The sequence below is a fragment of the Tenacibaculum litopenaei genome, assembly GCF_964514025.1.
Lineage (GTDB): Bacteria > Bacteroidota > Bacteroidia > Flavobacteriales > Flavobacteriaceae > Polaribacter > Polaribacter litopenaei.
In genome coordinates, this window is sequence record NZ_CAZEQT010000002.1 from 373,590 (window position 1) to 399,427 (window position 25,838).

Sequence of the window (25,838 nt, forward strand, 5' to 3'; positions counted from 1 at the left end):
GAGATTTAAGATAACTTGTAAAAACCAAACAGATGAGAAAATACGCAATTGTACTGTGCTTGTTAGGGAGCATGGGGGCTTGGTCGCAAAAAGCGTTTCAAGGAAAAGCAGTATATCAGTCAAAAACGACTTTCGATATGAATGCTTTTGGGAACGATATGTCCGAAGAACGCAAAAAGCGAATCAAAGAACGCATGAAAAACTTTTTAGAAAAGACCTATACCCTGCATTTTACAACGAAGCAATCCGTATATAAAGAAGAGGCAAAACTGCAGGCTCCCGGATCAAGAGGATCCCGTTTTGGAGGTTTTAGTGGGGGAGAAACGACCTTTAAAGACGTTCAGGAGCCCAAGGTTTTGGCTGCAGTAGAATTCTTTGGGAAAAAGTTTTTAATAGAAGAACCCAAAGAAAAACTAGCTTGGGAAATGACGGGTGAAACCAAACAAATTGGTAAATACACCTGTTTTAAAGCTACGCTACTCAAAAAGAATACAGCTTTTGATTGGCGCTCGATGCGTCGTAAGCCCAGAGGTAAAAAAAAGGAAAAGCAACCAGAAAAGAAACGCCCAAAAGAGATTTTGGTAACAGCTTGGTATACTCCTCAAATACCGGTGAGTAGTGGACCTGGAAGTTACTGGGGGTTACCGGGGCTGATTTTAGAGATCAATGAAGGTCGCACCACGCTATTGTGCTCCGAAATTGTATTAAATCCTCAAGAAAAAATAGCGCTTAAAGAACCGACCAAAGGGGAGAAGGTGACCCGAGAAGAGTACAACAAAATCATCAAAAAGAAGATGGAGGAGATGCGCGAGATGTTCCAGAGAAGGCGCGGAGGCGGTAATGGAAGAGGACGCGGACGATTTTAAAAATTCGAACAATTTAACATGAAAAATATATTCATAGCAGTCATTCTAATGATGACGGCCTGGGCAACTACAGCCCAGATTTCAATAACAGGGGTAGTAAAAGATAGTATCGGAGCCCCCTTAGAAATGGCAAATGTTATTGCTATTAATAAACTGACAAAAAAGTTGGACTCCTACGGGTTTACTGATTCCAAAGGAAATTACAAGTTGTCTTTAAAAAAGAATGCGAACTACGATGTAAAAGTTAGTTATGTCGGTAAAAAGACGTTGAGTACTACCTTACAAACTACGGAGGTTTCACTGAGCAAAGATTTTGTGTTGTACAGTGATGAAACCTTAGATGAAGTTAATATTACGTACACCATGCCAGTCACGGTTAAAGGTGATACCATAGTTTACGATGCTGACAGTTTTAAAAGTGGAACTGAAAAAAAGTTAGGAGATGTTTTACAGAAGTTACCTGGCGTGGAAGTCAATGATGATGGGGAGATTGAGGTAGAAGGAAAAACCGTTCAAAAAGTAATGGTAGAAGGAAAGGATTTTTTTGATGGCGATAGTAAATTAGCGACAAAAAATATTCCGGCCAATGCCATTGACAAGGTAGAAGTCCTTAAAAATCACAGTGAAATCCGTCAATTGAGCTCAGTTACTGATAACGAGGATAATGTCGTTATCAATTTAAAACTAAAAGAAGGAAAAAAGAATTTTTGGTTTGGAGAAGTAACAGCTGGTGTGGGTATGGCTACGGAAACATCGCGGTATTTAGCCCATCCGAAACTCTTTTACTACAGTCCGAAATACAGTTTAAACATCATTACAGATGTGAATAATATAGGGGAAGTACCTTTTACCATGCGTGATTATTTTAAATTCACCGGTGGATTTAGAGGGGTAGCAGCAAGCACAGGAACGAATTTTAATGTGAGTTCTAACGACATTTCCTTTCTAACCTTGAGAAATAACCGAGCTAAAAATATCGAATCCCAATTTGGAGCCGTCAATTTCAGTTATGCACCTAAGAAAACTTGGGACATTAGCGGATTCGCTATTTACTCGGGTAATAGAACGGAAATGCAGGAGAACACCGAGAACATTTATTCAAATACCGGTATTAGTAGAACAAACTTGCCAGCGAATGCCAATCAAATCATTGACAGGGAGACCACAGAAAATGCCACTATTCAAAACAGTGACTTAGGGCTTTTTAAAGTGAGCTCTAGCTATAAACCGAATGCCGACAACCAGTTTGATTACGATATTTTTGCGAAGGTATCTCAGCAAAAGCAGGACATTCAAACCTTATCACGTCGCCTGTTCTTAGACGGAACGGATGAGTTGGTACCGGTATCACAGTACTCACAACAAGCGCCCTATTCTGTCAACCAGAATTTAAATTATTACTACACGCTGAACGAGAAGCATATCTTTTCTTTTGAAGCTCAACACCTATGGCAGGACGAAGATCCTTTTTACAATGCTGAATTGAAAAAGCTGGCTTTTGCTAATTTGATAGGATTAAATCCGAGTGCCGATCCATTCAATGTAGAGCAGAGCAAGCGTATTAAAACGAATAAGATCGATGCGAAATTGGATTATTACTACGTACTGAACGCGAAGAGCAATTTAAATGTCACCGTAGGTACTACCCAAAGTGAGCAAAATTTTAACTCCAATATCTACGAAATTTTAAATGGTAACAAAAATCAGATTACTGCTGCCAATACGAGTAATGATGTGTCGTATTACTTCGGGGATGTTTACGCTGGAATTCACTACAAGTTTATCACGGGGATTTTTACCTTTAATCAAGGGGTTAATGCACATACTTATATTGCAAAGAACACGCAGTTAGGGACGGTTGCACAGCAGCAGTTTACCAGAATTTTACCGGATGCCTCGATCAAGGTGAACTTAAAAAAGTCAGAAACCCTACAGCTGCGATATGCAATGCAAACCAGTTTTACGGATGTCAATCAATTGGCTGAGGGCTATGTGTTTAATAACTACAACAGCTTGTATTCTGGAAATAGAGAATTGGAAAATTCCTTGTCGCACAATGTGAATCTGAGTTATTTCAGCTTTAATATGTTTAACTATACCAATGTTTTTGCCTCTATAAACTACAGTAAACGCATTGATGCTATCAAGTCGAACTCGGAGTTTATTGGAGTGAACCAGGTAAGAACGTCGATTAATTCGCAGTTTGCTGATGAAAGTTTGTCAGGGAATGCTAATTTTCAGAAGAGCTTTCGAAAGTTTAAACTTCGTTTGGGTGCTAATATAACTTATGCAAAATCAAACAGTTTGTTAACCAATCGCTTTACCAATGCAGTGAGTAACCGTTTAACCAAAACGTTTTCGCAGAGCTATCGTACCCGCTTCAGTACTAATTTTAGAGATGCACCGAATTTTGATGTCGGATACAACGTGACAATAAATCGATCTGATATTGGAGGTGTCAAGAATACTTTTACTACTCATAGTCCCTTTATCAATACGGATGTGTATTTCTTAAAAGCCTTTGCTTTTACGGCAAAGTATACCTTTAATCAGGTTGTAAATTCAGGAAGAACGATTGATAAATACGGCTTTTTACGTGCGAATATCAGTTATCAGAAAAAAGACAGTCCTTGGGAATACCGTATTGAAGTTACCAATTTACTAGATGCTAATGGGCTTAATCAGAACAGTAGCAATGACATTTTGGTAAGTAACAGTACTTATTTTATACAGCCTCGTATAGGGATGTTTAGTGTAACATATAACTTGTAAACGTTATATACTTATTTGAATTGAAAAGAAAAAGGTGAGCAGTAACTGCTCACCTTTTTTACAATATGGTGTGTTTTGACTAGTTAATCATTAACTTTTTGGTGGTTTGTGCACCTCCATTTTGGATTTGTAACAAGTACATTCCTGATTTTACTTGGTCAAAAGTCAATTCTTTGTTAAACACTGATGGTGTGTTGGTAAATTCTTTACGCTCTACCAAACGTCCGCGAATATCAAATAATTGTACACTTACTTTGTCGTTAGACTTTACAGCAAAACTCAATTTGATAGTTCCATTTGACGGGTTCGGGAAAAGGTTAAAGTTTTCAAAGGCTACATCTTCTGTTGAGGCGGTAGCGTCTTTTACAACAACAGTATAGTCTTCTACTTCACCGTCAAAGTTTGTTTCACAACTACTTGGGTCTCCATCACCAGTATACTTAGTAGAAACACGTAATACAGTTGATCCTAATTCAGCATCGTTAGGTACTACTACGTTTAATGGACTCAAGGTAGTTTGCGTATCTGCTCCTCCAGTAACAGTTCCTAAGTCTAATTTTTCACCTGCGTCGAACTGACAGTTTTGGTTCCAGTCAATCCAAGCAAAAGTTTTTGTTGAATAGGCTTGTGCTCCAGAATCGGTATTGGTTCTTACAGTTAATTGGTGAGTTTCTCCTCTCTTAACATCAGTTGTCAATGTCTTGAAGTCATTGTAACCAGCAGTTTTGTTTGGACTCGCCTTTTCAATGGTGTTGAACTTTACATAGGTAGTACTCGTTTGGTAACGGGTAGTTCCATTTGAAGCACATAAAGCGTTCGATACACCGAGTTTAATTTGTAAGGTTCTAGTGATCGTAGTTCCTTTAGCCGTTACAGTTAAGGTATAATCACCGGCAGCAACGTTATCTAAGTTTGATAACTTTAATTGGGTAGTTCCCGCAGCGTTCAATGATGTTGGAGTAAAGGCACTCGTTGCATTAGCAGGTACTCCAGCAACGCTGTAGTTTACTGTTTCAGCGTATCCGTTTGAGGTAACCATTTTAATTTCAAAGCTCTGCTCTGTCGCTTTGGTGTTACAAACATTAGCATCTCCTGTATTGTTTGAGATGGCAAAGTCAGGACTAGTACTAATTTTAAATTTAGAAGTGATATTATAGAAAATATTATCAGCTGCTTCAATTTTAATAATAGCATTGTCAGTGTCTGCAAGGCTAGCAGGTAAAGTAATGTTTTCGCTTCCGTCATTTGCGGTATTCGTAGCTAAGTCAATACTAAATGTAGTTCCACCGTCTACTGATAATTTGATGTTTACCTTTTGACAGTTGATCGGAGCAACATTCGATTGTCCTACAACCCAAGTGATATCTCTTGCTGTATTTTGAGCCCAAGTTGCTTGGTTGTTTACAGTAAATGGCGCAGCATCAACTACAGTAATTTTAATATCGTCTCTAGCAGTAGATCCTCCACCTGCGTGGTTGTCACGTACTGTTACAGCAAAATTCATACTTCTCGCTACCGAAGGAAGTACTTCCCAAGTAGTTGAGGTATTTCCGGCTAAAATGGTACTAAATGCAGGGAAATAACGTTCTGGAGTAGATTTAGAAGAAATTGATCGGAATAATGGTCCTCCTAAACTACTAGCTACTGGAGGCATCGTTGCGATTTCAGTATCTGTTTGTTCCCAGTTATAGGTTAAACTTCCTGTACCATCAGCATCAGTAGCCTGTGCTTTTAATACAAAAGGTGTTGATTTAGGAATGCTTACATCACTACCGGCATTGGCAGTTGGCGCATTGTTTCCGGTATTGCTCGTAGCAGCACAGTTAGCAGTACTTTGGATTTTATCCCACATCTGCTTGATACTTACAGCGTGGAAATGATCGTCACTATTGCTTTGAACATTAGGATTACAAATACCTGCATAAGCCATAATAGTCGAACCACTACCAGGCTCTACAGCTGTAGATCCAGTTCTGTTTCCTCCACAGGCATTGTTAAATGTGTGTGTAGCACCGAACTGATGTCCAATTTCATGCGCTACATAATCGATGTCATAAGGATCACCGATAGGTTGAGAGCGACCTGTAATTCCACGTCCTTTTTGCCCAGCAATACAAACAACTCCTAGTCCAGCTAATCCACCACCACCGGTACTAAAGGTATGACCGATATCGTAGTTTGCCGATCCAATTTGAGCGTCACAAACCGTTTGACTTTCGTTGATCAAAGCACTAGCACTTGAATTTGAAAGGTTGTCGGTAGCTGCATCTAAATAGATGATTTTGTCGTTATCATTTACAATGATCATACGAGTGGCCAAATCTCTTTCGTAAATTTGGTTTACACGAGTCATCGTGGTGTTCATTGCTGACAGAACTGCTGCTTTTTTAACCGCATCAGTAGCTCCAGCTGCTACTCCTTGTTGTGTTAGGTGAAACTGAGCGTATTCACCAGTACAAGCAATGGCAATTTTAAAGGTACGTAATTTACCGTCATTAGCATTTCTACCTGCTAATTTACCAGTTTTTACGGCATCGTCTTTAAGATCCTCTACTTGACACTCAAAACCATTGTCAGTTTTTGGCGCATTTCCACGCAAATACGACATATATGTTTTGTTGTCTTTGGTATACGGATCAATAAATAAAGTCTCGTGATGAGCAGAACTCACCATGATGTGAGCACCGTCAGTACCGATACTAATTTTTGCAGTGGCAGTAGGATCTTCTATTCCTTGAGCAGAATACGATTTGATCATTGGAAATTTGGCAGCCAAGCCACTTTCGAATACCGATGTTTCACGAATTTTAAAGTTGGCTATTTTGCCTGTAGCCGTAGGTAATGCTAGGGTGGTACTTGCGATACCTCTGGCATTTGTGCTCAACGCTTTACTAAATTCTGTAATGTCTAGTGTGAAGAGTTGGAAGTCTTTCGGGAAGGCAGCCCTTTGGTAGGTGCTGGTTTTCTCGAAATCTTGATTGGGTTTTGATTTTTTCCAGTAATTTTGTGCAGTACCTATCGTAGTGAAGGCAACCGCCAAAAGTAGCAGAAGGGGTGATTTTCTCATCTGTGATTGTTTATGTTTAATAATGTAATAATTTGGTGAATTTCTTAATAATAATTGGGGTTAACGGCTAAAGTATGAATAAATTAGTAAAATTAAAAGACTTAGGGAATAAAGATTTCAAAGAAACTTGGGATTTACAAACGAAACTTCTCGATGCGACCGTTGCGATGAAACGCGCCCGCAGAGCAGGGGATACCGATATTGTGACGCCTAATCATTTTCTATGGGTGGAGCACCCACATGTGTATACGCTAGGAAAGTCCGGAGACATGCAAAACCTATTGCTTAACGAAGCACAATTAGAAGCCAAGGGCGCTAGTTTTTACAAAATCAACCGAGGTGGAGATATTACGTACCACGGTCCAGGGCAGCTCGTGGGCTATCCTATTTTAGACCTTGAGAATTTTTTTACCGATATACACAAATACCTTCGATTGTTAGAGGAAGCGATCATTTTAACCTTAGCGGAGTATGGAATTGAATCGGAACGCAGCGATGGCGAAACAGGAGTATGGTTGGATGTGGGTACTCCTTTTGCACGTAAAATCTGTGCGATGGGAATCCGAGCAAGCCGTTGGGTTACCATGCACGGTTTTGCCTTGAATGTCAATGCCGATTTGGGATATTTTGACAATATTATTCCTTGTGGAATTCGCGGAAAAGCCGTGACCTCGATGCATGTTGAGCTAGGAAGGCCCGTAGATGAGCAAGAGGTGAAAGATAAAATTTTGAAACACTTTAAAACCTTATTTGAGGTAGAAGCATATATAGACTAAAAGGTAGTTCTTGAGGTCAAAAAAAAAAAAAAAGAGGTTGTGAAAACAACCTCTTTTTTTGTACGACAGGCGTAGCTTATTTTTTTGCTTTGATATCAAATGACAATTCAATTAAATCGTTGATAAACTTGTCTTTTAAGTTATCAAAGAATTTTTTAGACTTGTATTGAATTCCGAACTCTGTACGGTCAATGCTAAAGTTTTCACTTTTAAAGTTAACAGTTCCTTCTCCTTCAGTAATAGTTGCAGGAATAGTGATACTTTTTACAACATCTTTTACCGTTAAATTTCCGGTGATGTGTAATTTACCGTCTTTAACCTCTGATCCTGTGATTGCAAATTTAGCGGTTGGGAATTTTTCAACGTCGAAGAAATCAGGAGCTTTTAAGTGCCCTTCTAAATCTTCTTTACCTTTACCAGCCTCTAAGTCTGTACAAACAATAGACTTCATGTTTACTGTGAACTCACCGGCTTTTACAGCGCCATTTTCGATCTCTAACACTCCGTTTTCCAAAGCGATTGTTCCCATGTGAGCACCTGTAGGTTTGGTTCCTTTCCAAGAAATTGTTGATTCAGCAACATTGGCTTTGTAAGAGTTAATCACGTTTTCAACTTGTTTAACGTCTTTTACTTCTTCTTTGGTTTCTACTTTGTTCTTTTCACTCTTACAAGCGATGGTAGTAACTGCTAAAAAAGCAATGGCAAAAATCGATTTCTTCATAATATTAGTTTTAATGATTGATCTGTTCTAATTTAGAACAAATGTAAATAAAATATAGTTTCCGTGGAAGTTATTTTTTGCTTATTAATTTGTTAACTACATACGAAGCTGCTTGTAAGCCAAAAGCGGCGGGCATATAACTGATTGTTCCGTAAAACGATTTTTTGAAGTTGGTACCATCGGTGAGCTTTAGGCTATTAGCACGTTGCATTTCTTCAGAGTATACGGCGCGAATTCCCTTGTCAATATTGTGCTCTTTAAGGCGTTTGCGCAGTACTCTTGCCATGGTACAGTGTTTGGTTTTACTGATGTCTTTGATTTTGATTTTGCTGGCGTCGAGTTTTCCCCCAGCCCCCATAGAGCTCACGAGCTTTACTTTTTTCCTCCTAGCGGCGATCATCAGGTTGAGTTTCGGTGTGATGCTATCGATACAATCGAGGGCGTAATTGAATTTTGGATCCATGATTTCGTACGCGCGTTCTGGCGATAAAAATTCTTCAATCACTTCCAATTCGATAGTAGGGTTGATGTCGCGTAGGCGGGCTGCCACCGTTTGTGCTTTTGACTTACCGACCGTACTGTGTAAGGCGGGTAACTGTCTGTTAATGTTTGTAGGGTCAAAAACATCGCCGTCTACGATGGTCATTTTTTGAACGCCTGCTCTGGCTATAAACTCTGCTGCAAAGGAACCTACACCTCCTAGTCCGACGACTAGTATATTGGCGTCTTTAATTTTTTGAAGTCCTTCTTCCTGCACTAATAATTCTGTTCTTTCTAACCAACTCATAAAGAAAATACTCGTTTAAAATTTTTAGATATTTCTGCCTCAATCAATGAAATACTTTCATTTTTTAGCTCGGCAAATCTAGCGTAAATGTTTTGAATAGTATAGGTGCTGGCATCAGTTTCTAAAAAGATCTTATCGAGGGGAATACGAGGAAGGAATTCTTGTAGTTTTGGATGGTGGTATAGCGCTGCACCGAACGAAAGGTAGCAGCCGTGTTGCAACAACGTCATGGCTAATTGTTCACTTTTAGTAAACCCATGTACAATCCAAGTTTGTTGCGGACGCAGCTGTTTTTTAAGTGCTAACAACCGCGGGAAGGCTTTGACACAGTGTATAATCAGTGGCTTTTGATGAGTTTCGGAAAGTTGCACCTGGGCGATAAAAACGCGTTCTTGCAGTGCTAAAGGCGCATCTGCGAACGGATCGAGTCCGCATTCACCTAAAGCCAAACACTGAGGATGTTTTAATCGTTGTGAAATGGACAGCAGTTGTTGCTCCCACTGTTGCGGATGTACGTACCAAGGGTGGATTCCAACAGAAAAATGGTTGTTGGGGAGCTCACTCGGAGGAAAACAATTAAAGAGGGTAGTCGTTTCGGAGTTATTAACAAGGTTATGGCTATGTATGTTAATAAAAGCCATTGTATTATTCTTTGTTTTTGGTGTCGATGATAATCGTTACCGGGCCGTCGTTTAAGAGGGCTACTTTCATATCGGCTCCAAATTCACCCGTTTGTACAGGTTTACCCAATTCATGTTCTAATTGTTTTACAAAAGCTTCGTATAGCGGAATGGCGACAGGCGGTTTTGCCGCTTTGATATAGCTCGGTCGGTTTCCCTTTTTGGTCGAGGCGTGTAAGGTAAACTGGCTCACCACAATGATATCACCATTCGTGGCATTAATGGCGGTGTTCATAACTCCTTCAGCATCGTTAAAAATACGCAGGTTTACAATTTTTTTCGCCAACCAATTTATATCGTCAACTTCGTCAGTAGCAACGATACCTAAAAGGATTAACAAGCCTTCTTTGATTTCGGCGACACGATTGTGGTCAATGGTTACGCTAGCTTCACTAACGCGTTGAATAACAGCTTTCATAAAGTGGGTTATTTCCAGATATCTGTTCGGTAATTTTCTTCTTCTCCTTCTAATATTTGCAGGTAGCTCTTGTAGCGAGACCAAGAAATTTCTTCGTTTTCTAGCGCTTCTTTAACAGCGCAATGAGGTTCGTTAAGGTGAATGCAATTGTTGAATTTACAATGTTGTTTAAGGGCAAAAAATTCGGGGAAATAGTCTCCCAACTCATCTTTATCCATATCGACAACGCCAAAACCTTTGATTCCAGGAGTATCGATAATTCTGGCATCGAAACTCAATTCGAACATTTCAGCAAAGGTGGTCGTGTGTTGTCCTTGCTTGTGTTGTTCAGATATTTCTTTGGTTTTTAAATTGAGCCCAGGTTCAATGGCATTGACCAAGGTCGTTTTTCCTACACCTGAATGGCCGGCAAACATGCTCACTTTTGAGGTCATGAGTCCTTTGATAGTATCGATGTTCTTTTCTTCCAAGGCAGATACTTCAATACAGGTATATCCTATAGCCTCATAAATATCGCGCAGGTAGAGAATTTCGGCCTTTTGCTCAATTTCATAAGTATCAATTTTATTGAAAACCAAGACTACATCAACAGAATACGCTTCTGCTGTAACCAGAAATCTGTCAATAAAGGTAGTTAGGGTAGGTGGGTTGTCAATGGTAATTAACAAAAACACCTGGTCGATATTTGCCGCAATAATATGCGTTTGCTTGGATAGGTTTACCGATTTGCGAACGATGTAATTTTTACGATCGTGAATTTTGGTAATTACCCCCGTTTCATCGTCGGTTTTGGTTTCCATATCAAAACTGACAATATCGCCTACGGCAATAGGGTTGGTACTTTTGATACCTTTGATTCTAAATTTTCCTTTGATTCTACATTTGTACAAGGTATTTTCACTCATCACCCAATACCAACTTCCGGTAGACTTGTATACGGTTCCAATCATATAACAAAGATGAGAATAAAAATTGAATCTCGAACGCGAATTTTCTAGGAGTTTAGATCTTGAATTTTTTGAGCGACACTGCCTTTTTCTCCGAGCCTAATAATGGCGAACAAGAGCCTAACTATCCATCCGGGCTGGGTGATAATCTCAGCTTTTTTGGCTACTTTTTCATCTCTGGCAGCAATGAATTTCGGTTGCTGTTTTTCAGGGGTGTCGGCCAGTGCTACAGCAAATTTCCAGGCGCCATCTCTGGCTAGTTCCATGCTAAAGTCGATTAAGAAATTGTCGAAGTGTCGCGTCCAACGCAAAAGCTTTGCTAAGAAGGGCCAGATACTGCTCAAATCTCGTTCTACATCGGCAACTAGTGACGATAAAATTTGATTGATGCGGTTGAAGTCGGTATGTAAATCATCCATGGGTTTTCCTCGTTGCACTTCGGCAGCAGCAATGCCTAGGTCGAGATTGATGTGGGCATTCATTCCTACGAGCAGGTGCTGCAGTACTATGGGCCAAAAGGTATCTGTTAAAGCAAAGGCTCTGGTCCAAGCCATACTGGGAGTTTTGCCGTTTCGAAATTGGTGGTAAGCTTCAATATAGCGTTTGGCAAAAATGACATCGAGTTTTTCCATCCGAGGGCCGTCTTCAAAAAAACCTTCAGCAATGCCCTGTTTTACCTTTTTGGTAACCTTTAAATACAACGCGGCAAAGTAACCCGTGGTACTGTTGTGGTCTATGGCGTATTGTAAGATATACTCCAATTCACGGATGACATCGTCAATGGTATTAATAGGCTTCATTTTAAGTGAGTTTGGTAACTGCAAAGTACAAAATGTAGCGGTGTAAAAAAAGCTACCCGAAGGTAGCTTTGTCTTAGCCTTTGATAATTTTTTCTTGGTGATTGATACTCTCTTGGTGAATGGCTTTGAACATTTTTAATACAAATTCTTCACTCAAGCCTCTATCTTCTCCCTCTAAAATCATGTTTCCTAAAATTTCGTTCCATCGTTTTGATTGTAATACGGCTACGTTTTTCTCCTTCTTTAGGGCTCCGATTTTATCGGCTATTTTCATACGTTTACCGAGTATATCAATGAGTTGGTTATCTACGACGTTAATTTGTGCTCTCAAATTTTCGAGAGATTCGCGGTAGCTCTTATCGGAAGTGGTTTCTTTTCTCACGCGTAAATCGATCATCATTTGTTTTAAGGTATCAGGAGTTACTTGCTGAGCGGCATCACTCCACGCATTGTCTGGGTCGATATGCGTTTCAATCATCAAACCATCGAAATTTAAATCGAGGGCCATTTGTGAAACGTCAAAAACCATGTCTCTTTTCCCCGTAATATGCGAAGGATCACAAATTAAAGGTAAGTCGGGAAAGCGGTTTTGGAACTCGATGGCCAACTGCCACTCCGGAATATTTCGGTATTTCGATTTTTCGTAGGTCGAGAATCCACGGTGAATAGCTCCTAGTTTCTTGATATTTGCGGAATACAAGCGTTCAATTCCTCCTAACCACAAAGCTAAATCTGGATTTACCGGGTTTTTTACCAGTACAATTTTATCGGTACCTTCCAATGCATCAGCGAGTTCTTGCATGATAAATGGACTAACGGTTGAACGGGCACCGATCCACAATAAGTCAACATCGTGCTCAATGGCTAATTTTACGTGAGTTGCATTGGCAACTTCGGTACAGGTTTTCATTCCTGTTTCTTCCTTTACCTTCTGTAGCCACTTGAGCCCTAAAGCCCCCACACCTTCAAAGTTTCCTGGTCGCGTTCTAGGCTTCCAGATTCCTGCGCGGTAGTAATTTACATCCGAGTCTTTAAGCTCATGGGCAATTTTTAAGACTTGCTCTTCTGTTTCTGCACTACAGGGACCCGCAATTACTAAAGGGTGAGATAATTGCATGTCGTTTAACCAGGTTCTTAATTCTTTTGTATTTTCCATACTCTTGTTGTTGTTAGGCTTCTTGTAGAATACCGTTTAATATTTGTTTTATATGATTTGTATTTTCCATTTCGCGAAAGATCTCTTCGAAATCATCGCGAAGCATTAATTCTCTAAATTGTTGTAGATTTTGAATGTACTCTTCTAGTGTTTCGAGGACATTGCCTTTGTTTTGCTTAAAAATGGGGGCCCACATGGCGGGCGAACTTTTTGCCAAGCGAACGGTAGAGGCAAAACCACTGCCTGCCATATCAAAAATATCGCGCTCATTTTTCTCTTTTTCGATTACTGTTTTTCCCAACATAAATGAGCTGATATGCGACAAGTGAGAAACGTAGGCGATGTGTTTGTCGTGCGATTTCGCATCCATATAACGAATGCGCATACCAATTTTGGCAAAGACTTCTAAGGCGCGCTCTTGCAATTTGAAAGCTGTTTTTTCAACCTCACAAATGATGTTGGTTTTTCCTTGGTAGAGGTGTTCCAATGCGGCTTTTGGTCCTGAAAACTCTGTTCCCGCGATTGGGTGAGTTGCCAGGAAATTACGTCGTTTTGGATGGGATGCCAAGGCATCGCATATGGCCTCTTTGGTCGATCCGACATCGAGCACCAAGGCATGGTCGTTGACCATATCCAATACCTGTTGGCATACGCGAATAGAAATGTCGACAGGTACCGAAACGATAACGATAGTGGCTTTGTTTAAATCGTCCATGCTGGCAGCGCTGTCAATAATACCGAGTTCCAACGCTTGCGACACGTGTTCCTCGTTAGTATCGATGCCAAATAGTTGTGCTTGTTTAAATTCACGTCGTATATCCAACGCCAAGCTCCCTCCAATTAATCCTAATCCTATGATAAATACGTTCATTTAAAATCGTTGTATTGCTTCGTTAATTTTTTCTTCGGGTACGCACAGTGAAAAGCGGATATAGCCTTCCCCTTGACTACCAAATACAGTTCCGGGAGCTACAAAAATGTGCTTGTCATAGAGCAGCTTATCTACTGTTTTTTCCGAAGTTTTTCCTTTGGGCAAACGAGCCCAAACAAACATGCCGGTAGCATCGTTTTGATAGTTGCAGTCTAAGATGTCTGCTAACTGGAATATTCGTCGTTGTCGTCGCGCGTAAATTTCATTTTGCTCGTCAAACCACTGTTGCTTTAAATTGAGGGCTTCGATGGCTCCTTTTTGAATTCCGTAAAACATGCCCGAGTCCATTTGGGTTTTTACCTTGAGTACTTCGTTTAAAAAATGAGCGCTTCCGAGCAGTTTCCCTACGCGCCAGCCTGCCATGTTAAACGATTTACTCAAAGAGTTTAGTTCTAGGGCGATGTCTTTAGCACCGGGAACTTCCAAAATACTCCTGGGGGTTTCGTTTAAAATGAAGCTGTACGGATTGTCATTGACGATAACGATTTGATGTTTTTTACCAAAGGCGATCAGCTTTTCATAGGTCGCAGTAACGGGCTGTGAGCCTGTAGGCATGTGCGGATAGTTTACCCACATGAGTTTTATCTTACTCAAATCGAGTTGCTCCAAGGCTTCGAAATTAGGCTGCCATTGGTTTGCTGCATCGAGTTCGTAAAAAATTGCTTCGGCTCCTACTAAATTGGTTACGGAACTATAGGTTGGGTATCCGGGGTTCGGAATCAAAACACCATCTCCTTCGTTCAAGAAGGCCAATGATATATGCATGATGCCTTCTTTGCTTCCCATTAGGGGGAGCACTTCGGATGCTGGATCAATGTCAACGCCGTAGTGATCTTGGTAAAAACGGGCTACAGCTGCTCTGAATTCTGGTAGACCTTGATAGCTCTGATACTTATGCGCGCCAGTTTCGTACAGACTGTTTTGTATGGCCTGTAATACGTTTGGGGGTGGAGGGAGGTCAGGGCTCCCGATTCCCATATTAATAATGGGATGACCTTGGGCAGCAAGGCTGCGTACTTCTTTTAGCTTTTTAGAAAAGTAGTACTCCTGAACGGTGTTTAAGCGATTTGCAAAAGTGATCATAATCGTCCGTTTTTGTATTCTCCTAATATTTTAAAATTGTTAGCCATAATCTCTAGTACGGATTTGGCTTTTTGGTAATCTTGATATTCTTGAAAAGTAACGTCTACGAAAAACGCGTACTTCCAAGGGGTTTCTATAATGGGAAGCGATTGAATTTTTGTTAGGTTTAATTTACAATCGCTCATAATATTTAACACAGTAGCCAAGCTCCCGCGTTTGTGGTCGAGCTCAAATCGCAAGGAAGCCTTGTCAATTTGGTCGATGCCATTTTCAGGAGCTTCGGTTTTTAAAATTACGAAGCGTGTTTCGTTGTCCTTCATGGTTTGAATTTCGTCTTCGAGCACTTCCAAACCAAAGATGTCTGCGGCAATTTTTGGGGCAATGGCAGCCACACCTGGGAGCTGTTGCTCACTGATTGTTTTTGCCACAGCTGAGGTATCAACGTCTTCTACGAGTTTGATAAAGGGGTATTTCTTAAAGAATTCCTTGCACTGCAAAAGGGCCATGGGGTGTGAACACACTTCCTTAATGGCCTCCATATTTTGGTTGGGCAGTGCCATAAGGTGGTGGTGTATAGGTAGGTAATACTCACCGGCAATGTGCAAGTTGTGCTTGTCAATCAAGGCGTAATTCGGAATAATAGAGCCTGCGATGGTGTTTTCGATGGCCATAACGGCTTCGTCAGCATGTCCTTGCAACAGGTTGTCTGTCAGTACGTCAAACGACAAGCACTCGTTGAGGGCGATGTCTGTTCCGTAGTATTTATTGGCAACGATATGGTGGTTGCTACCTCTGATTCCTTGAATGGCTATTTTTCTCATTTTTAAAGCAAAAAAAAAAGCCTCGATGTAATCGAGACTTTATAGTTTATATTATTTTGATGCTAGTTAACAATACGGTATAAAGTCTCTCCTCTTACTAAAAAAGTAAAAGTAAAAATAGAAACCTTGCCATACGTTTTGTAACATGAAATACTGTCGTTTATTTGTTTGTGACAAATCTTTAAAATATATTTTAGATATCCAAACATTTTATGAAAAAAAAAAGTTAATAGCAGAGGAGTCCTTGTAAACAGTTGTCTTAAAGAAGAAAAAAGAAAAAAATAAGTGGTCGGTGATGGTGTATTTGATAAAAAATATATCTTTGCAACTGCGTATATGAAAAATTAATAATTGCTAAAATCACATTTTATTTATGAAAACAAGAGTGCTAAGCATTGCTGTAATGCTAGGGTATGCATTGTTGGGATATGGGCAAGATAATGGAGTAAAGCCAAGTGCGGATTTACCTAAGTTAGTACCACCATCGCCAACTGCTTTTGAAATGACCAAATACGGAGAGTTTCCTGTAGGACTGTATACAGGAACCCCAATGGTAAACGTTCCGATTACTGTTTATGGAACAAAAAATATCCAAGTGCCGATTAGTTTAGACTATAGTTCCAATGGAATTAAGGTGGACCAAATGAGTTCGAATGTCGGATTGGGCTGGAGTTTAACTGTTGGTGGAGTTATTTCCAGAATAGTTAAAGGAAAGGAAGATGAGAATTACAGAAGAATGCACCCGATTGAGGAAATTAACAGAGTTGATTTGTTACCGATAGCGGCTTTGAATAAGCAACCTTCTATTGATGAGCCTACTATTAACGTAAAGCCTGAGATTGTATCTTTTCTATACAATTCAGGGAAAAAAGATTATATAGACTCAGAGTCGGATTTGTTCTCTTATAATATCCAAGGAAGGTCAGGAAAGATCGTTATGGATAATGAAGGGGTTTATAGAACCGTTCCTCATACGAACTTAAGGATTGAGAGAGATTTCAGCCTAGGAAGAAATAACTTTAAATTAACTACAGAAGACGGTGTACAATACGAATTTAACGCACAAGAAAGGACATATGCAAAAAGTCGTTGTGATAATGGAGTGGTTTCACCTCCAGAACAAGGGTACACCACGTCATGGTATTTGACAAAGATAACGCATCCGAAAGGAGATGAGGTTTATTTTCGATATGATGATAAAAATGATGAATATACCTATACCTCAAATTATACTCAAAGTTTAAAATTGGCAACTTCTTATCCTTTAGGAGATTCGGAGTTTCCTGTGACCACAGGAGTTTCTACTTGTGAAACGGTTCATCGTGTACAATCCAAACGCTTAATAGAAATTAGTAGTAATAATGCTAGTAGAGGGAAGGTGGTATTTGATAATTTTTTAACCCACCCTGCAGGAATATTGAATTTCATGTTAGTTAAACGAATTCGTCTTTTAGATGAAGGAGGTAAAAATATAGAAGAAGCTAATTTGAATTATACCTTTACGAGTAATAAAAGAGTTTTTTTGGAAAGTGTGTCAATGAAAAACGCTGCGAAAAAATACGCTTTTGATTATGAAAATATGCACCGATTCCCGAAGAGGTTTGCTATTAGTCAGGATTATTGGGGGTTTTATAATGGAAAAGGAGTCGGTAATTTATCTAGTGGAGGAATTTTACTTCCTGATTTAGGTGATGCTTACCCTGTATTTAAAAAACACATAACTAATTTAGCAGATAGGAGACCAGATGCATCGTTTTCAAAAATAGGTCTCTTAAATAAAATAACATTTCCGACTAAAGGATTTACGAAGTTTGAATACGAAGGTAATGATTATTATGGAACCGAAAGTAAAGATGTGTATATAACTGCATTGGCATCAAAAAGAGGACCGAATACTCATAGTAGTGGAATTCTTGACTTAAAAGATTATCAATTACCTCTCGGGCAATTAGTACCTGTAACGCTAACAGGTCAGGTTTCTGGATATGTTAATACCGCAGAAGGCTGCTTGGATTTCCCTAAGATTAAGGCTTCGGCCATAGTAAAAATATATGAGATCACGGGAGGATCAGAAAAGGTAGTTTATCAGAAAGTGTTTACAAATGACACGAACCTTAATGAGCAGGCTTTTATACAGCCAGCTAAAACGTATAAAGTTGTAGTTCTAAGAGATCCGAATGGAGATTCTTCTAAGTGTATTACAGCGAATGTTATAGCAAAGGCAACGAAAACGATAGGTAGTTTTAAAAATTTACCTACGGGAGGAAATAGAATTGCTAGGGTTCAAAGTTATGATTCTGACTCACAGAAGTTAACAAGTAAAAGGTATTATTATTTTAAGTCGTTGGAACAAAAAGACCAATCTTCAGGGGATGCAACTCGTGCTGGTTTAGGCCATGTTTCTTATTATACGCAGTACAAATTGATGACTGGCCTGGCACCCTCTTATAGGTCTCAAGGTTTTTCTATCTTGAATACTTCAGGGACCTTTCCTATAGTTAATTCAGGAAGTAGTAATGTCTATTATAGCAAGGTTTTTGTAAGTTACGGAGGTGACAATTTTGAGATAGGAGGAAAAGAGCATAAGTTTATTATTCATAGAAATCGTCCTGGAGAAACGTTACTAGGAGAGGACAGAGCTATGTCTAACTTTACAAATTTCGGATGGGATCACGGTTTAGAGAAAAGCGTAAAGTTTTTGTCAAAACCTTCGGCTCCGAATGCTCTTCCAAAAACGATAAAGGAAGTTGTAAATGATTATAAGCTTGATAGAACTGTTTCAGAAATTTCAAATTACAGTGTTTCTGAGGCGTATAATTTTGTGGGAACACGACCTGCGACCCCTACTTACAAATGTAGTGCAACAGATGTGGCCTATCCAGGAAAACCGATATGGCAATGTCAGACGAATCATACACATGAAATTTCAACAGGAGGTCTTTTAGACCCTGTAACCTTGTTTAGTCCTGGTCAAAATAACAAGGGACCGCTTACTGTCGGGAATATGAAATGTCATGCATTTGGAAGTAATAATCTTATAGTAAGGTATTCGGTGAATCCTTGCTACAACAGAAGAGAGGGTGAGTTAGTTTCTTATTCTTCTCTAATAAGAAATTTACATATCTATAAGTATAAAACATACTCGTATTGGCATTATTTGAATAAAAAGACGGAAACACTTTACGATGTTAACGGTGAAAACCCAATTACAAATGTTGTAAATTATTTTTATGACAACGTTCAACATTTACAGTTAAGCAGAACGGAAACAAGAGATAGCAAAGGAGGTATAATTATTTCTAAAATGTTTTATCCAGGTGATAAAGCCCAGCTTTCAGGATTGAATACTTCGGCCTCTCAGGCAGTAGATGAATTGGTGAGAAGGCATCAACATGCAATACCTCTTCAAGTAGAGACCTATAAAAACGGACAAAAATTATCTGTACAACGTACCAATTACAAGTCTTTTGGGTCACTGATATTACCAGAACTAATTCAAATCTCTAAAGGAACGTCTACATTGGAAAATAGAATGACTTTCCATTCTTATGATAGTAAAGGAAATCCCAGAGAAGTAAGTAAACAAGACGGGACGCGTATTACCTACTTATGGGGGTACGATTATAACCATCCTATTGCTAAAATTGAAAATGCGAGCTATGCGCAAGTGAAGACTGCTTTAGGAAAAACAAGTACTGATAACTTGGGGTATTTACAAACGATGACGGAGGCGAAATTGCAATTAGAGATGACGAAATTACGTGCTAATTTGCCAACGGCACAGGTGAGTTCATATACCTATATTCCATTGGTAGGGGTTTCAACGATAACCGATCCGAGAGGACAAAAAATGACCTATCACTACGACGCGTATAACAGACTTCAATACGTAAAAGACAGTCAAGGAAACATATTAAAGGAGCATAAATACAACTATAAAAACTAAGCGCTATGAAAAAACTATTGAATTTGCTATTCCTGATATCGGGAGTAGTATTTGCGCAACAAATTCCGGATAATTTGGTGAAGTCCAATTATACGGTGACGGTAAAAGACTCGCTAAAAGCAACTCAGAGTATAACCTTTTTACCGACCACCTGGATCAAGTCAGGAGCAACGTTTAAAGCTACGATTGTAGATCAAGTCTATACCCCGATCAATTTGAGTAATGAGAATTACGTTTTTACGCGAGTTTTTCAGGAGGCAACGACTTCTCCAACGATTACTAAAAATCAATCAGTAATCGATCAGGTGGTGTATTTGGATGGATTGGGAAGAACCAAGCAAAGTATTGCAATTGGTCAATCGCCAAGCCAAAAGGATATTGTTACCCATGTGGAGTACGATGATTATGGACGTCAAATTGAGGAGTTTTTACCCTATACTGCGAGTACCGCTACGGGTAGCATACAGGTAGGAGCAAAGGTAGCGACCCAAACCTATTATAAAAATGCCTATCCCGAAGATTTTATAGGGGTTACGGATATAAACAATATTACAGCTTATTCGAAAAAAGAGTTAGAGAATTCTCCTTTATCGCGAGTGTTAAAGCAGGCTGCCCCAGGACAGGAATGGCGCATGGGGAGTGGTCATGAAATAGAAATGGAGTACGGGACCAACAAAGCTGATGAAGTACGGTTGTTTGGAGTGAGTTTGGCTTTAGCGAATAAGGTATATACACCAAGCTTAACAGGAGGAACGAGCTTTTATGCTGTAGGAACCTTGACAAAAAATGTGGTAAAAGATGAAAACCATTCAGGTACCGCATCAAAATTGCATACTACCGAGGAATTTAAAAATAAGCAAGGGCAGGTTTTGTTAAAAAGAACCTATTTGGAAGCACCTACAGCAGATGCTACAGAAGATCGGTTCATACCTCACGATACTTATTATATATATGATGATTATGGGAATTTGACCTATGTTTTGAGTCCTAAAATGAATGCGGGTACAGGTACCTTAACAGATGTGAAAACAGGATTAGATGCTTTAGGCTACCAGTATGTTTACGATTACCGCAACCGTTTGGTAAAGAAAAAGATCCCTGGGAAGGGCTGGGAATATGTAATTTACGATAGTTTAGATCGCCCAGTAATGACTCAAGATGCCTTACAGCGTAATAAGCATCAATGGTTGTTTACCAAGTATGATGTGTTGGGTAGGGTTGTTTATACCGGTAGCTACCAACATACTACAGCCTTAACCCAGGTAGCGATGCAGGCCCAATGGGATGCTACACATACTGCAGCGAATCATAATTATGAGACACGAACTTCAACCAAAAACGAATTGGGAATGTTTTATACGAATGCTCATTTTCCAGTTAGTAACACAAAGTTGTTGACCATTGCATATTATGATAGCTATCATCAGGTATTGGAAGGGATAGCATTGCCTACACAGGTTTACAGTCAGCAGGTAACTACAAGAGTACAAGGCTTAGCAACGGTGACAAAAACGCGTATACTAGATACGGAAACTCTTGAAAATTCATACTGGATAACCAGTGTTATTTGTTATGATGAAAAAGCGAGGCCATTATATGCTTATGCTCACAATAATTTTTTACAAACCACGGATATCGTCGAGACCGCTTTGGATTTTATTGGAAAAACTAAGAAGTCTAAAACGACGCATCAAAGGCAAGAGCAAGAAACTATTATAACAGAGGATGTTTATGAATACGATCATTCAGGACGTTTGATAAAGCAGGTACAGCAAATCAATAACCAGGAAGCAGAAACCTTAGTAACCAATGTGTATGATGCTTTAGGGCAATTAAAAACGAAGAAGGTAGGAGGTAAGACACAGGCCTTGCAAACAGTAGATTACACCTATAATATACGTGGGTGGCTCCGAAAAATAAACGAAGACAGTAAGGTAGATAACGATCTATTTAATTTCGAGATCGCCTATAATACCAATACAACAGGAACGAAGTTGTTTAATGGAAACATCAGTCAAACGAGCTGGTCGACCCTGAGTCAGGATAAAACCAAACGTAGTTATCACTACAATTACGATGCTTTAAATAGAATTGTAAGTGCCATTAGTTTAGGAGACGATAAGTACAATGTTTCGGGTATTAGCTATGACAAAAATGGAAATATTTTGCATTTGCTTCGTAAGGGACATACCAATACCAATGCGACCAGTTTTGGTGTGATGGATAATTTAACCTATGCTTACGATGAAGGGAATATGTTAAGTAAGGTAACGGACAGCGCCAACAAAACTTTCGGATTTAAGGACGGTACTCAAACTGGGGCTGATTATAGCTATGATGTTAATGGAAATATGCTTACTGATGCCAACAAAGGGATTACAAGTATTAAGTACAACCATTTAAATCTACCGACAGAAGTAATATTTAATAATTCGAATACCAAGAAAATAAATTACATTTATGATGCTGCTGGAGTAAAAATTCAGAAGCAGGTGACTGATCAAGGAACGGTTATCAAGCATTCCTATGTGGGGAGTTATGTATATAAAAACAATGATTTTCAGTTCGGAGCTCAACCTGAAGGTTATATTAAAAAGACAAATGGATTGTTTACTTATGTATACCAATACAAGGATCATTTAGGAAATGTCAGACTGTCTTATACCGATGCGAATAAGGATGGAGTAATATCACCAAGTACAGAGATTGTCGAGGAAAGTAATTACTATCCCTTTGGACTCAAGCATAAAGGATACAATAATATCACTACCTCTTTAGGAAATAACTCGGCTCAAAAATTTGGGTTTAATGGGATGGAGCTTAATGAAGAGTTAGGAATTGAGTGGCATGACTTTGGTGCTAGAAACTATTATGCGTCTATAGGAAGATGGATGAATTTAGATCCACTCGCCGAACAGATGAGACGTCATAGTCCATATAACTACGCGTTTGATAACCCGGTTTTCTTTGTTGATCCTGATGGGATGAAGCCTTGCCCTACTGGTGATTGTGATGATCGTATTTTTAAGGAAGATGAAACAGTTATTGGAGAAAACGTATATAATGAATTAGACGAAGTTGAAATTGATGCTGCAGATGGAGTTTATACTTATGGTGATAAACAATCTTTCTTTCAAGAAGGAAATATGATGTATGGATTAAAGACTGAAGGAAGAGTTGTTGCAAAAAATGGTGATTTTACAGTTGAGGGTAAGGTTAAATTGGAAGTTTTTAAAATAGGAACAGAAGGGGGAGATGTAGTGAATTATAGAGCGAATGGTAAAGCGGAAGCTACTGCATTGGATTCTTCGGCTTCACTAAAAGTTAAGTACGGAGATTTTACAGCAGAGACTGAGGCCAAAGGAACATTGTATACAGCCAGTGCTAATTTTGATATTGGGCCTATTACAAATGAAAATGGAGATACCATTGGTATGGTGTCAGAAATTGGGGCAGGAGCTTATGGCGCAAAAGGATCTTTTAAAACTGGGATTTCAATAGCAGGTTTTAGAATTGGTCTTTCATATGGAGGATCTGTAGGGAGTGCTCATGCAGGAGCAAAATTTAAGACATATGTTGATAAACCAGCAGGAGAATTCGAGTTAACAGGTTATGTTCATGCTGGTCTCGGAGCTGGAATGAAATTAGGTTTTGAAATAACAAGAGAAAAGAGAAAAGTGTACAATAAGAAAAGTAAAAAATAAACTGTTAAAGGTTTTAATTATTCTTTATTATTGTGCTTTAATAAGTAAAGGTAAAAAACAAGTTGTGATTATTATTTATATTCATTTGTTCTCAATCTTAAATTTGTTGATTTTTCTTTTCTTACCAAGAGGGAAATAAATAACAATAGTATACTATGACTTAATGTTTTTTTGTTGTCATTTCTTACTTTTTAAAGAAAAGTTAGTAGACATTGATAGGATTTTTGATTTATTCTTTTAAGTTTTTCAATGCTTCTTGTATTTGATCTGGCACTTAAAGTTTTTTATGGTATTAAAAAAGAGGATGATATTTGATGATAAATTTGTAAAAGAAGATTTTAAATTTATTAAAAAATTATATTCTTTCTTGTTTTTGTTACTTTTTCTGAAATAATATTTATAGTTTTAAAATAGAGTGAAAAAATGATGTTTAAAAGATTGTTTTTAATAGTATTAGTTATTACAACTTTAGGATGCAGTCAAAAAGAGAATTTCATGTATCTTGAGAAAGAAGATTTTATTGTATCATATCCAGTTTCTTTAAGTTTAACTGAAGAAGGAGATGAAGGAACTGTTTTTGTATTAAGAACTTCAAAAGAAGATGAGAATGACTCATTTGTCGAAAATATTAATTTAGTTACAGTTAATATTGGTAATTTAAATTTTGACTCTTTAACTTCTAAAGCAATTATTGATATTGATAAAATAGCAGATATTATTGAAAACAGAAGGATAAAAATGAAAGGTTCAGAATGTTTGAGAGTAATATTTCAATTATCTGAACAAGGTAAAAGAATCAAGGTGATACAACATTTTTATGTTAAAGAGGAAAAGGCTTATGTTTTGACTTTTACTAGTGAGGAAAGAAATTTTAATAAGTTTTTTGATAAAGCAAATTCGGTTTTAATGAGTTTTAGATTGAAATAAATTTGGTTTTATTCTTGATGTTGGAAATATGACCCCATCTGAAGTGACTGGTGTTACTTTATCTAAATGGATATCTTATACTTTAGTTACTGTACTGATGGGACCTCTTATCTTTAAAATTAAAAAAAGAAACAATAATTGTAATGAAGATATGTTTGTTCTTTTCACACTTTCACGATTATAATGTAGAAGGAACTAAGATTTAATTTTAGATTTTTTATATAGAAAACTACTTCAAGAAATTGAAGTAGTTTTTCCTTTTTTAGATAAGTAGCTACTGTAAGTGGTCGTATTAGAAAGTTAAAAGTACAATAAAAAAGGAATCCTTGTATAAAGGAAGGAATATAGGAATGAAGAAAAAAACAAATAGCTTTCTATTGTTTTGAAAAGATAGAAATCATTTTTTGAGGTGGTTTTGTTAGGGAATCTATGGACAATTTGGAAAGTTTGAAAACTCACGAAATTACAGGTTTGTTTATCAATGTTTTTTGGTAACATAAGAATATGCCCAAAGGAGGTCTGCTTCTTTTTAATTTTTGCCCAATCGCAGAAAAAGCCGGAGATATTAAAACCGTTCAATCAGGCTCAAGTAAATATGTTAATTTTAGATATCGAACAACTAATAGAAGGGTTAGATCAGTAAGAATAACTTTTTAAATATAATATATTTGTAATATGAACATTAAGTTTTTTTTCGTTGCAATAATAACTTTAATATTTACCAATCAAAAATCTACTGAAATTGATACATATGGAGAGTCTTTGAATATTATATTAGATAGCAAAGAATATAAATCAATAACAAAAAATAGAAAAAAGTATCATGTATCTGATGAAGTTATAACATACTCCAAGTTAGCTAATTTTTTTAAGAAAGAACTGAATTCTATTAATCCAATAACATTAGAGGAGATAATTAAAAATGGAGATAATGAGAATTTAAAGATTGTGAAACTTCAAAAATTAAATATCAAAAAAGGTGGTTGTGTTCAAATATTTTTTTCAGAAATACAAAACAGTATATTTTTTGCTGAGATTTTTGAGAGTAAGAAAGCTTTTGATTATTCAAATAGACCTCATTTTGGAGTTAGCTATGTATATATGTTTAATGCAAATTCAGGGTCAGTAAAATTAGTTTCAAAACAAGAGCTTATTTATAACTAAATTGGGTTGTGTCAAAAACTAACACCACTCCCGCCAGTTTGTAACTGGTGCCGAGTATGAGTAAGCAATACAGAAATTAACTTTTAAAAATAATAAAGATAAAACCAACGCAGTACTGTTGTAGTTTTGTTTGTTTTATAACTTGTATTACTTAACAAGAATAAAAGTACTTTTAAACACTATTATTTTCATTTTGTCTTAGATACAAAACGAAACAAAAAATCAAGTGCAAACAAGGAAATTACTGAGTACCGCTCGTTTTCGAAATTCCA

General features: G+C 38.0%; 18 protein-coding genes. 7 read left to right on the plus strand and 11 right to left on the minus strand.

The annotated features are described in order from the left end of the window. Positions 1 to 32: 32 nt before the first annotated feature. Positions 33 to 866, plus strand: coding sequence for a GLPGLI family protein (locus ACKTS5_RS04475; protein ID WP_408042645.1), 834 nt, complete (start codon positions 33 to 35; stop codon positions 864 to 866). 18 nt (positions 867 to 884) lie between these two features. Then, on the plus strand, positions 885 to 3,638 hold the full coding sequence (locus ACKTS5_RS04480) for a carboxypeptidase regulatory-like domain-containing protein (RefSeq protein WP_408042646.1): 2,754 nt from the start codon (positions 885 to 887) through the stop codon (positions 3,636 to 3,638). A 79-nt stretch (positions 3,639 to 3,717) separates the two neighbouring features. Here the strand turns inward: ACKTS5_RS04480 and ACKTS5_RS04485 are convergent, their stop codons facing one another. After that, a complete protein-coding gene (locus ACKTS5_RS04485; RefSeq protein ID WP_408042647.1) occupies positions 3,718 to 6,705 on the minus strand; it encodes a reprolysin-like metallopeptidase in 2,988 nt (995 codons plus the stop codon). Between the two features lie 74 nt (positions 6,706 to 6,779). Between ACKTS5_RS04485 and lipB the strand changes: the two genes are divergently transcribed. Next, positions 6,780 to 7,481 carry a lipoyl(octanoyl) transferase LipB gene (lipB, locus tag ACKTS5_RS04490; protein WP_408042648.1) on the plus strand — a complete coding sequence of 234 codons (702 nt, stop codon included), beginning with the start codon at positions 6,780 to 6,782 and terminating at the stop codon, positions 7,479 to 7,481. Positions 7,482 to 7,557: 76 nt separating this feature from the next. Here lipB and ACKTS5_RS04495 read toward each other — a convergent pair whose 3' ends face one another. The 10 genes from ACKTS5_RS04495 to ACKTS5_RS04540 all read right to left on the minus strand — a co-directional run bounded on the left by ACKTS5_RS04495 (position 7,558) and on the right by ACKTS5_RS04540 (position 15,825). Further along, a complete protein-coding gene (locus ACKTS5_RS04495) occupies positions 7,558 to 8,202 on the minus strand; it encodes a YceI family protein (protein WP_408042649.1) in 645 nt (214 codons plus the stop codon). A gap of 70 nt (positions 8,203 to 8,272) precedes the next feature. Beyond that, complete coding sequence (locus tag ACKTS5_RS04500) at positions 8,273 to 8,989, minus strand: tRNA threonylcarbamoyladenosine dehydratase (RefSeq protein WP_408042650.1); 717 nt, start codon at positions 8,987 to 8,989, stop codon at positions 8,273 to 8,275. After that, positions 8,986 to 9,630 (minus strand): TatD family hydrolase, encoded by a 645-nt coding sequence (locus tag ACKTS5_RS04505; RefSeq protein WP_408042651.1) that lies wholly within the window; start codon positions 9,628 to 9,630, stop codon positions 8,986 to 8,988. Before ACKTS5_RS04505 ends, ACKTS5_RS04500 begins: the two co-directional genes overlap by 4 nt. 4 nt (positions 9,631 to 9,634) lie before the next feature. Further along, positions 9,635 to 10,087, minus strand: a complete 453-nt coding sequence (gene dtd, locus ACKTS5_RS04510; protein WP_408042652.1) for a D-aminoacyl-tRNA deacylase — start codon at positions 10,085 to 10,087, stop codon at positions 9,635 to 9,637. A gap of 8 nt (positions 10,088 to 10,095) precedes the next feature. Next, on the minus strand, positions 10,096 to 11,037 hold the full coding sequence (gene rsgA, locus ACKTS5_RS04515) for a ribosome small subunit-dependent GTPase A (RefSeq protein ID WP_408042653.1): 942 nt from the start codon (positions 11,035 to 11,037) through the stop codon (positions 10,096 to 10,098). A gap of 44 nt (positions 11,038 to 11,081) precedes the next feature. Continuing rightward, the gene (locus tag ACKTS5_RS04520; RefSeq protein WP_408042654.1) at positions 11,082 to 11,834 is read right to left on the minus strand and encodes a DUF5995 family protein; all 753 of its coding nucleotides are present in this window, start codon (positions 11,832 to 11,834) and stop codon (positions 11,082 to 11,084) included. A gap of 73 nt (positions 11,835 to 11,907) precedes the next feature. Beyond that, positions 11,908 to 12,990 (minus strand): chorismate mutase, encoded by a 1,083-nt coding sequence (locus ACKTS5_RS04525; protein ID WP_408042655.1) that lies wholly within the window; start codon positions 12,988 to 12,990, stop codon positions 11,908 to 11,910. Between the two features lie 13 nt (positions 12,991 to 13,003). After that, on the minus strand, positions 13,004 to 13,861 hold the full coding sequence (locus ACKTS5_RS04530; RefSeq protein ID WP_408042656.1) for a prephenate dehydrogenase: 858 nt from the start codon (positions 13,859 to 13,861) through the stop codon (positions 13,004 to 13,006). Further along, the gene (locus ACKTS5_RS04535) at positions 13,862 to 15,004 is read right to left on the minus strand and encodes a pyridoxal phosphate-dependent aminotransferase (RefSeq protein ID WP_408042657.1); all 1,143 of its coding nucleotides are present in this window, start codon (positions 15,002 to 15,004) and stop codon (positions 13,862 to 13,864) included. It abuts the gene before it with no gap. Continuing rightward, positions 15,001 to 15,825: a prephenate dehydratase gene (locus ACKTS5_RS04540; RefSeq protein ID WP_408042658.1), complete on the minus strand. Its 825-nt coding sequence runs from the start codon at positions 15,823 to 15,825 to the stop codon at positions 15,001 to 15,003. Before ACKTS5_RS04540 ends, ACKTS5_RS04535 begins: the two co-directional genes overlap by 4 nt. 373 nt (positions 15,826 to 16,198) lie before the next feature. On the opposite strand from ACKTS5_RS04540, the gene ACKTS5_RS04545 reads away from it, so the two are divergent. From ACKTS5_RS04545 to ACKTS5_RS04560, 4 genes are all read left to right on the plus strand, one after another. Continuing rightward, complete coding sequence (locus ACKTS5_RS04545) at positions 16,199 to 19,771, plus strand: hypothetical protein (RefSeq protein WP_408042659.1); 3,573 nt, start codon at positions 16,199 to 16,201, stop codon at positions 19,769 to 19,771. Between the two features lie 5 nt (positions 19,772 to 19,776). Next, the gene (locus tag ACKTS5_RS04550) at positions 19,777 to 23,475 is read left to right on the plus strand and encodes a DUF6443 domain-containing protein (protein WP_408042660.1); all 3,699 of its coding nucleotides are present in this window, start codon (positions 19,777 to 19,779) and stop codon (positions 23,473 to 23,475) included. A 423-nt stretch (positions 23,476 to 23,898) separates the two neighbouring features. Continuing rightward, positions 23,899 to 24,402, plus strand: coding sequence for a hypothetical protein (locus ACKTS5_RS04555; RefSeq protein WP_408042661.1), 504 nt, complete (start codon positions 23,899 to 23,901; stop codon positions 24,400 to 24,402). Between the two features lie 675 nt (positions 24,403 to 25,077). Then, positions 25,078 to 25,566: a hypothetical protein gene (locus tag ACKTS5_RS04560; RefSeq protein WP_408042662.1), complete on the plus strand. Its 489-nt coding sequence runs from the start codon at positions 25,078 to 25,080 to the stop codon at positions 25,564 to 25,566. Positions 25,567 to 25,838: the final 272 nt, after the last annotated feature.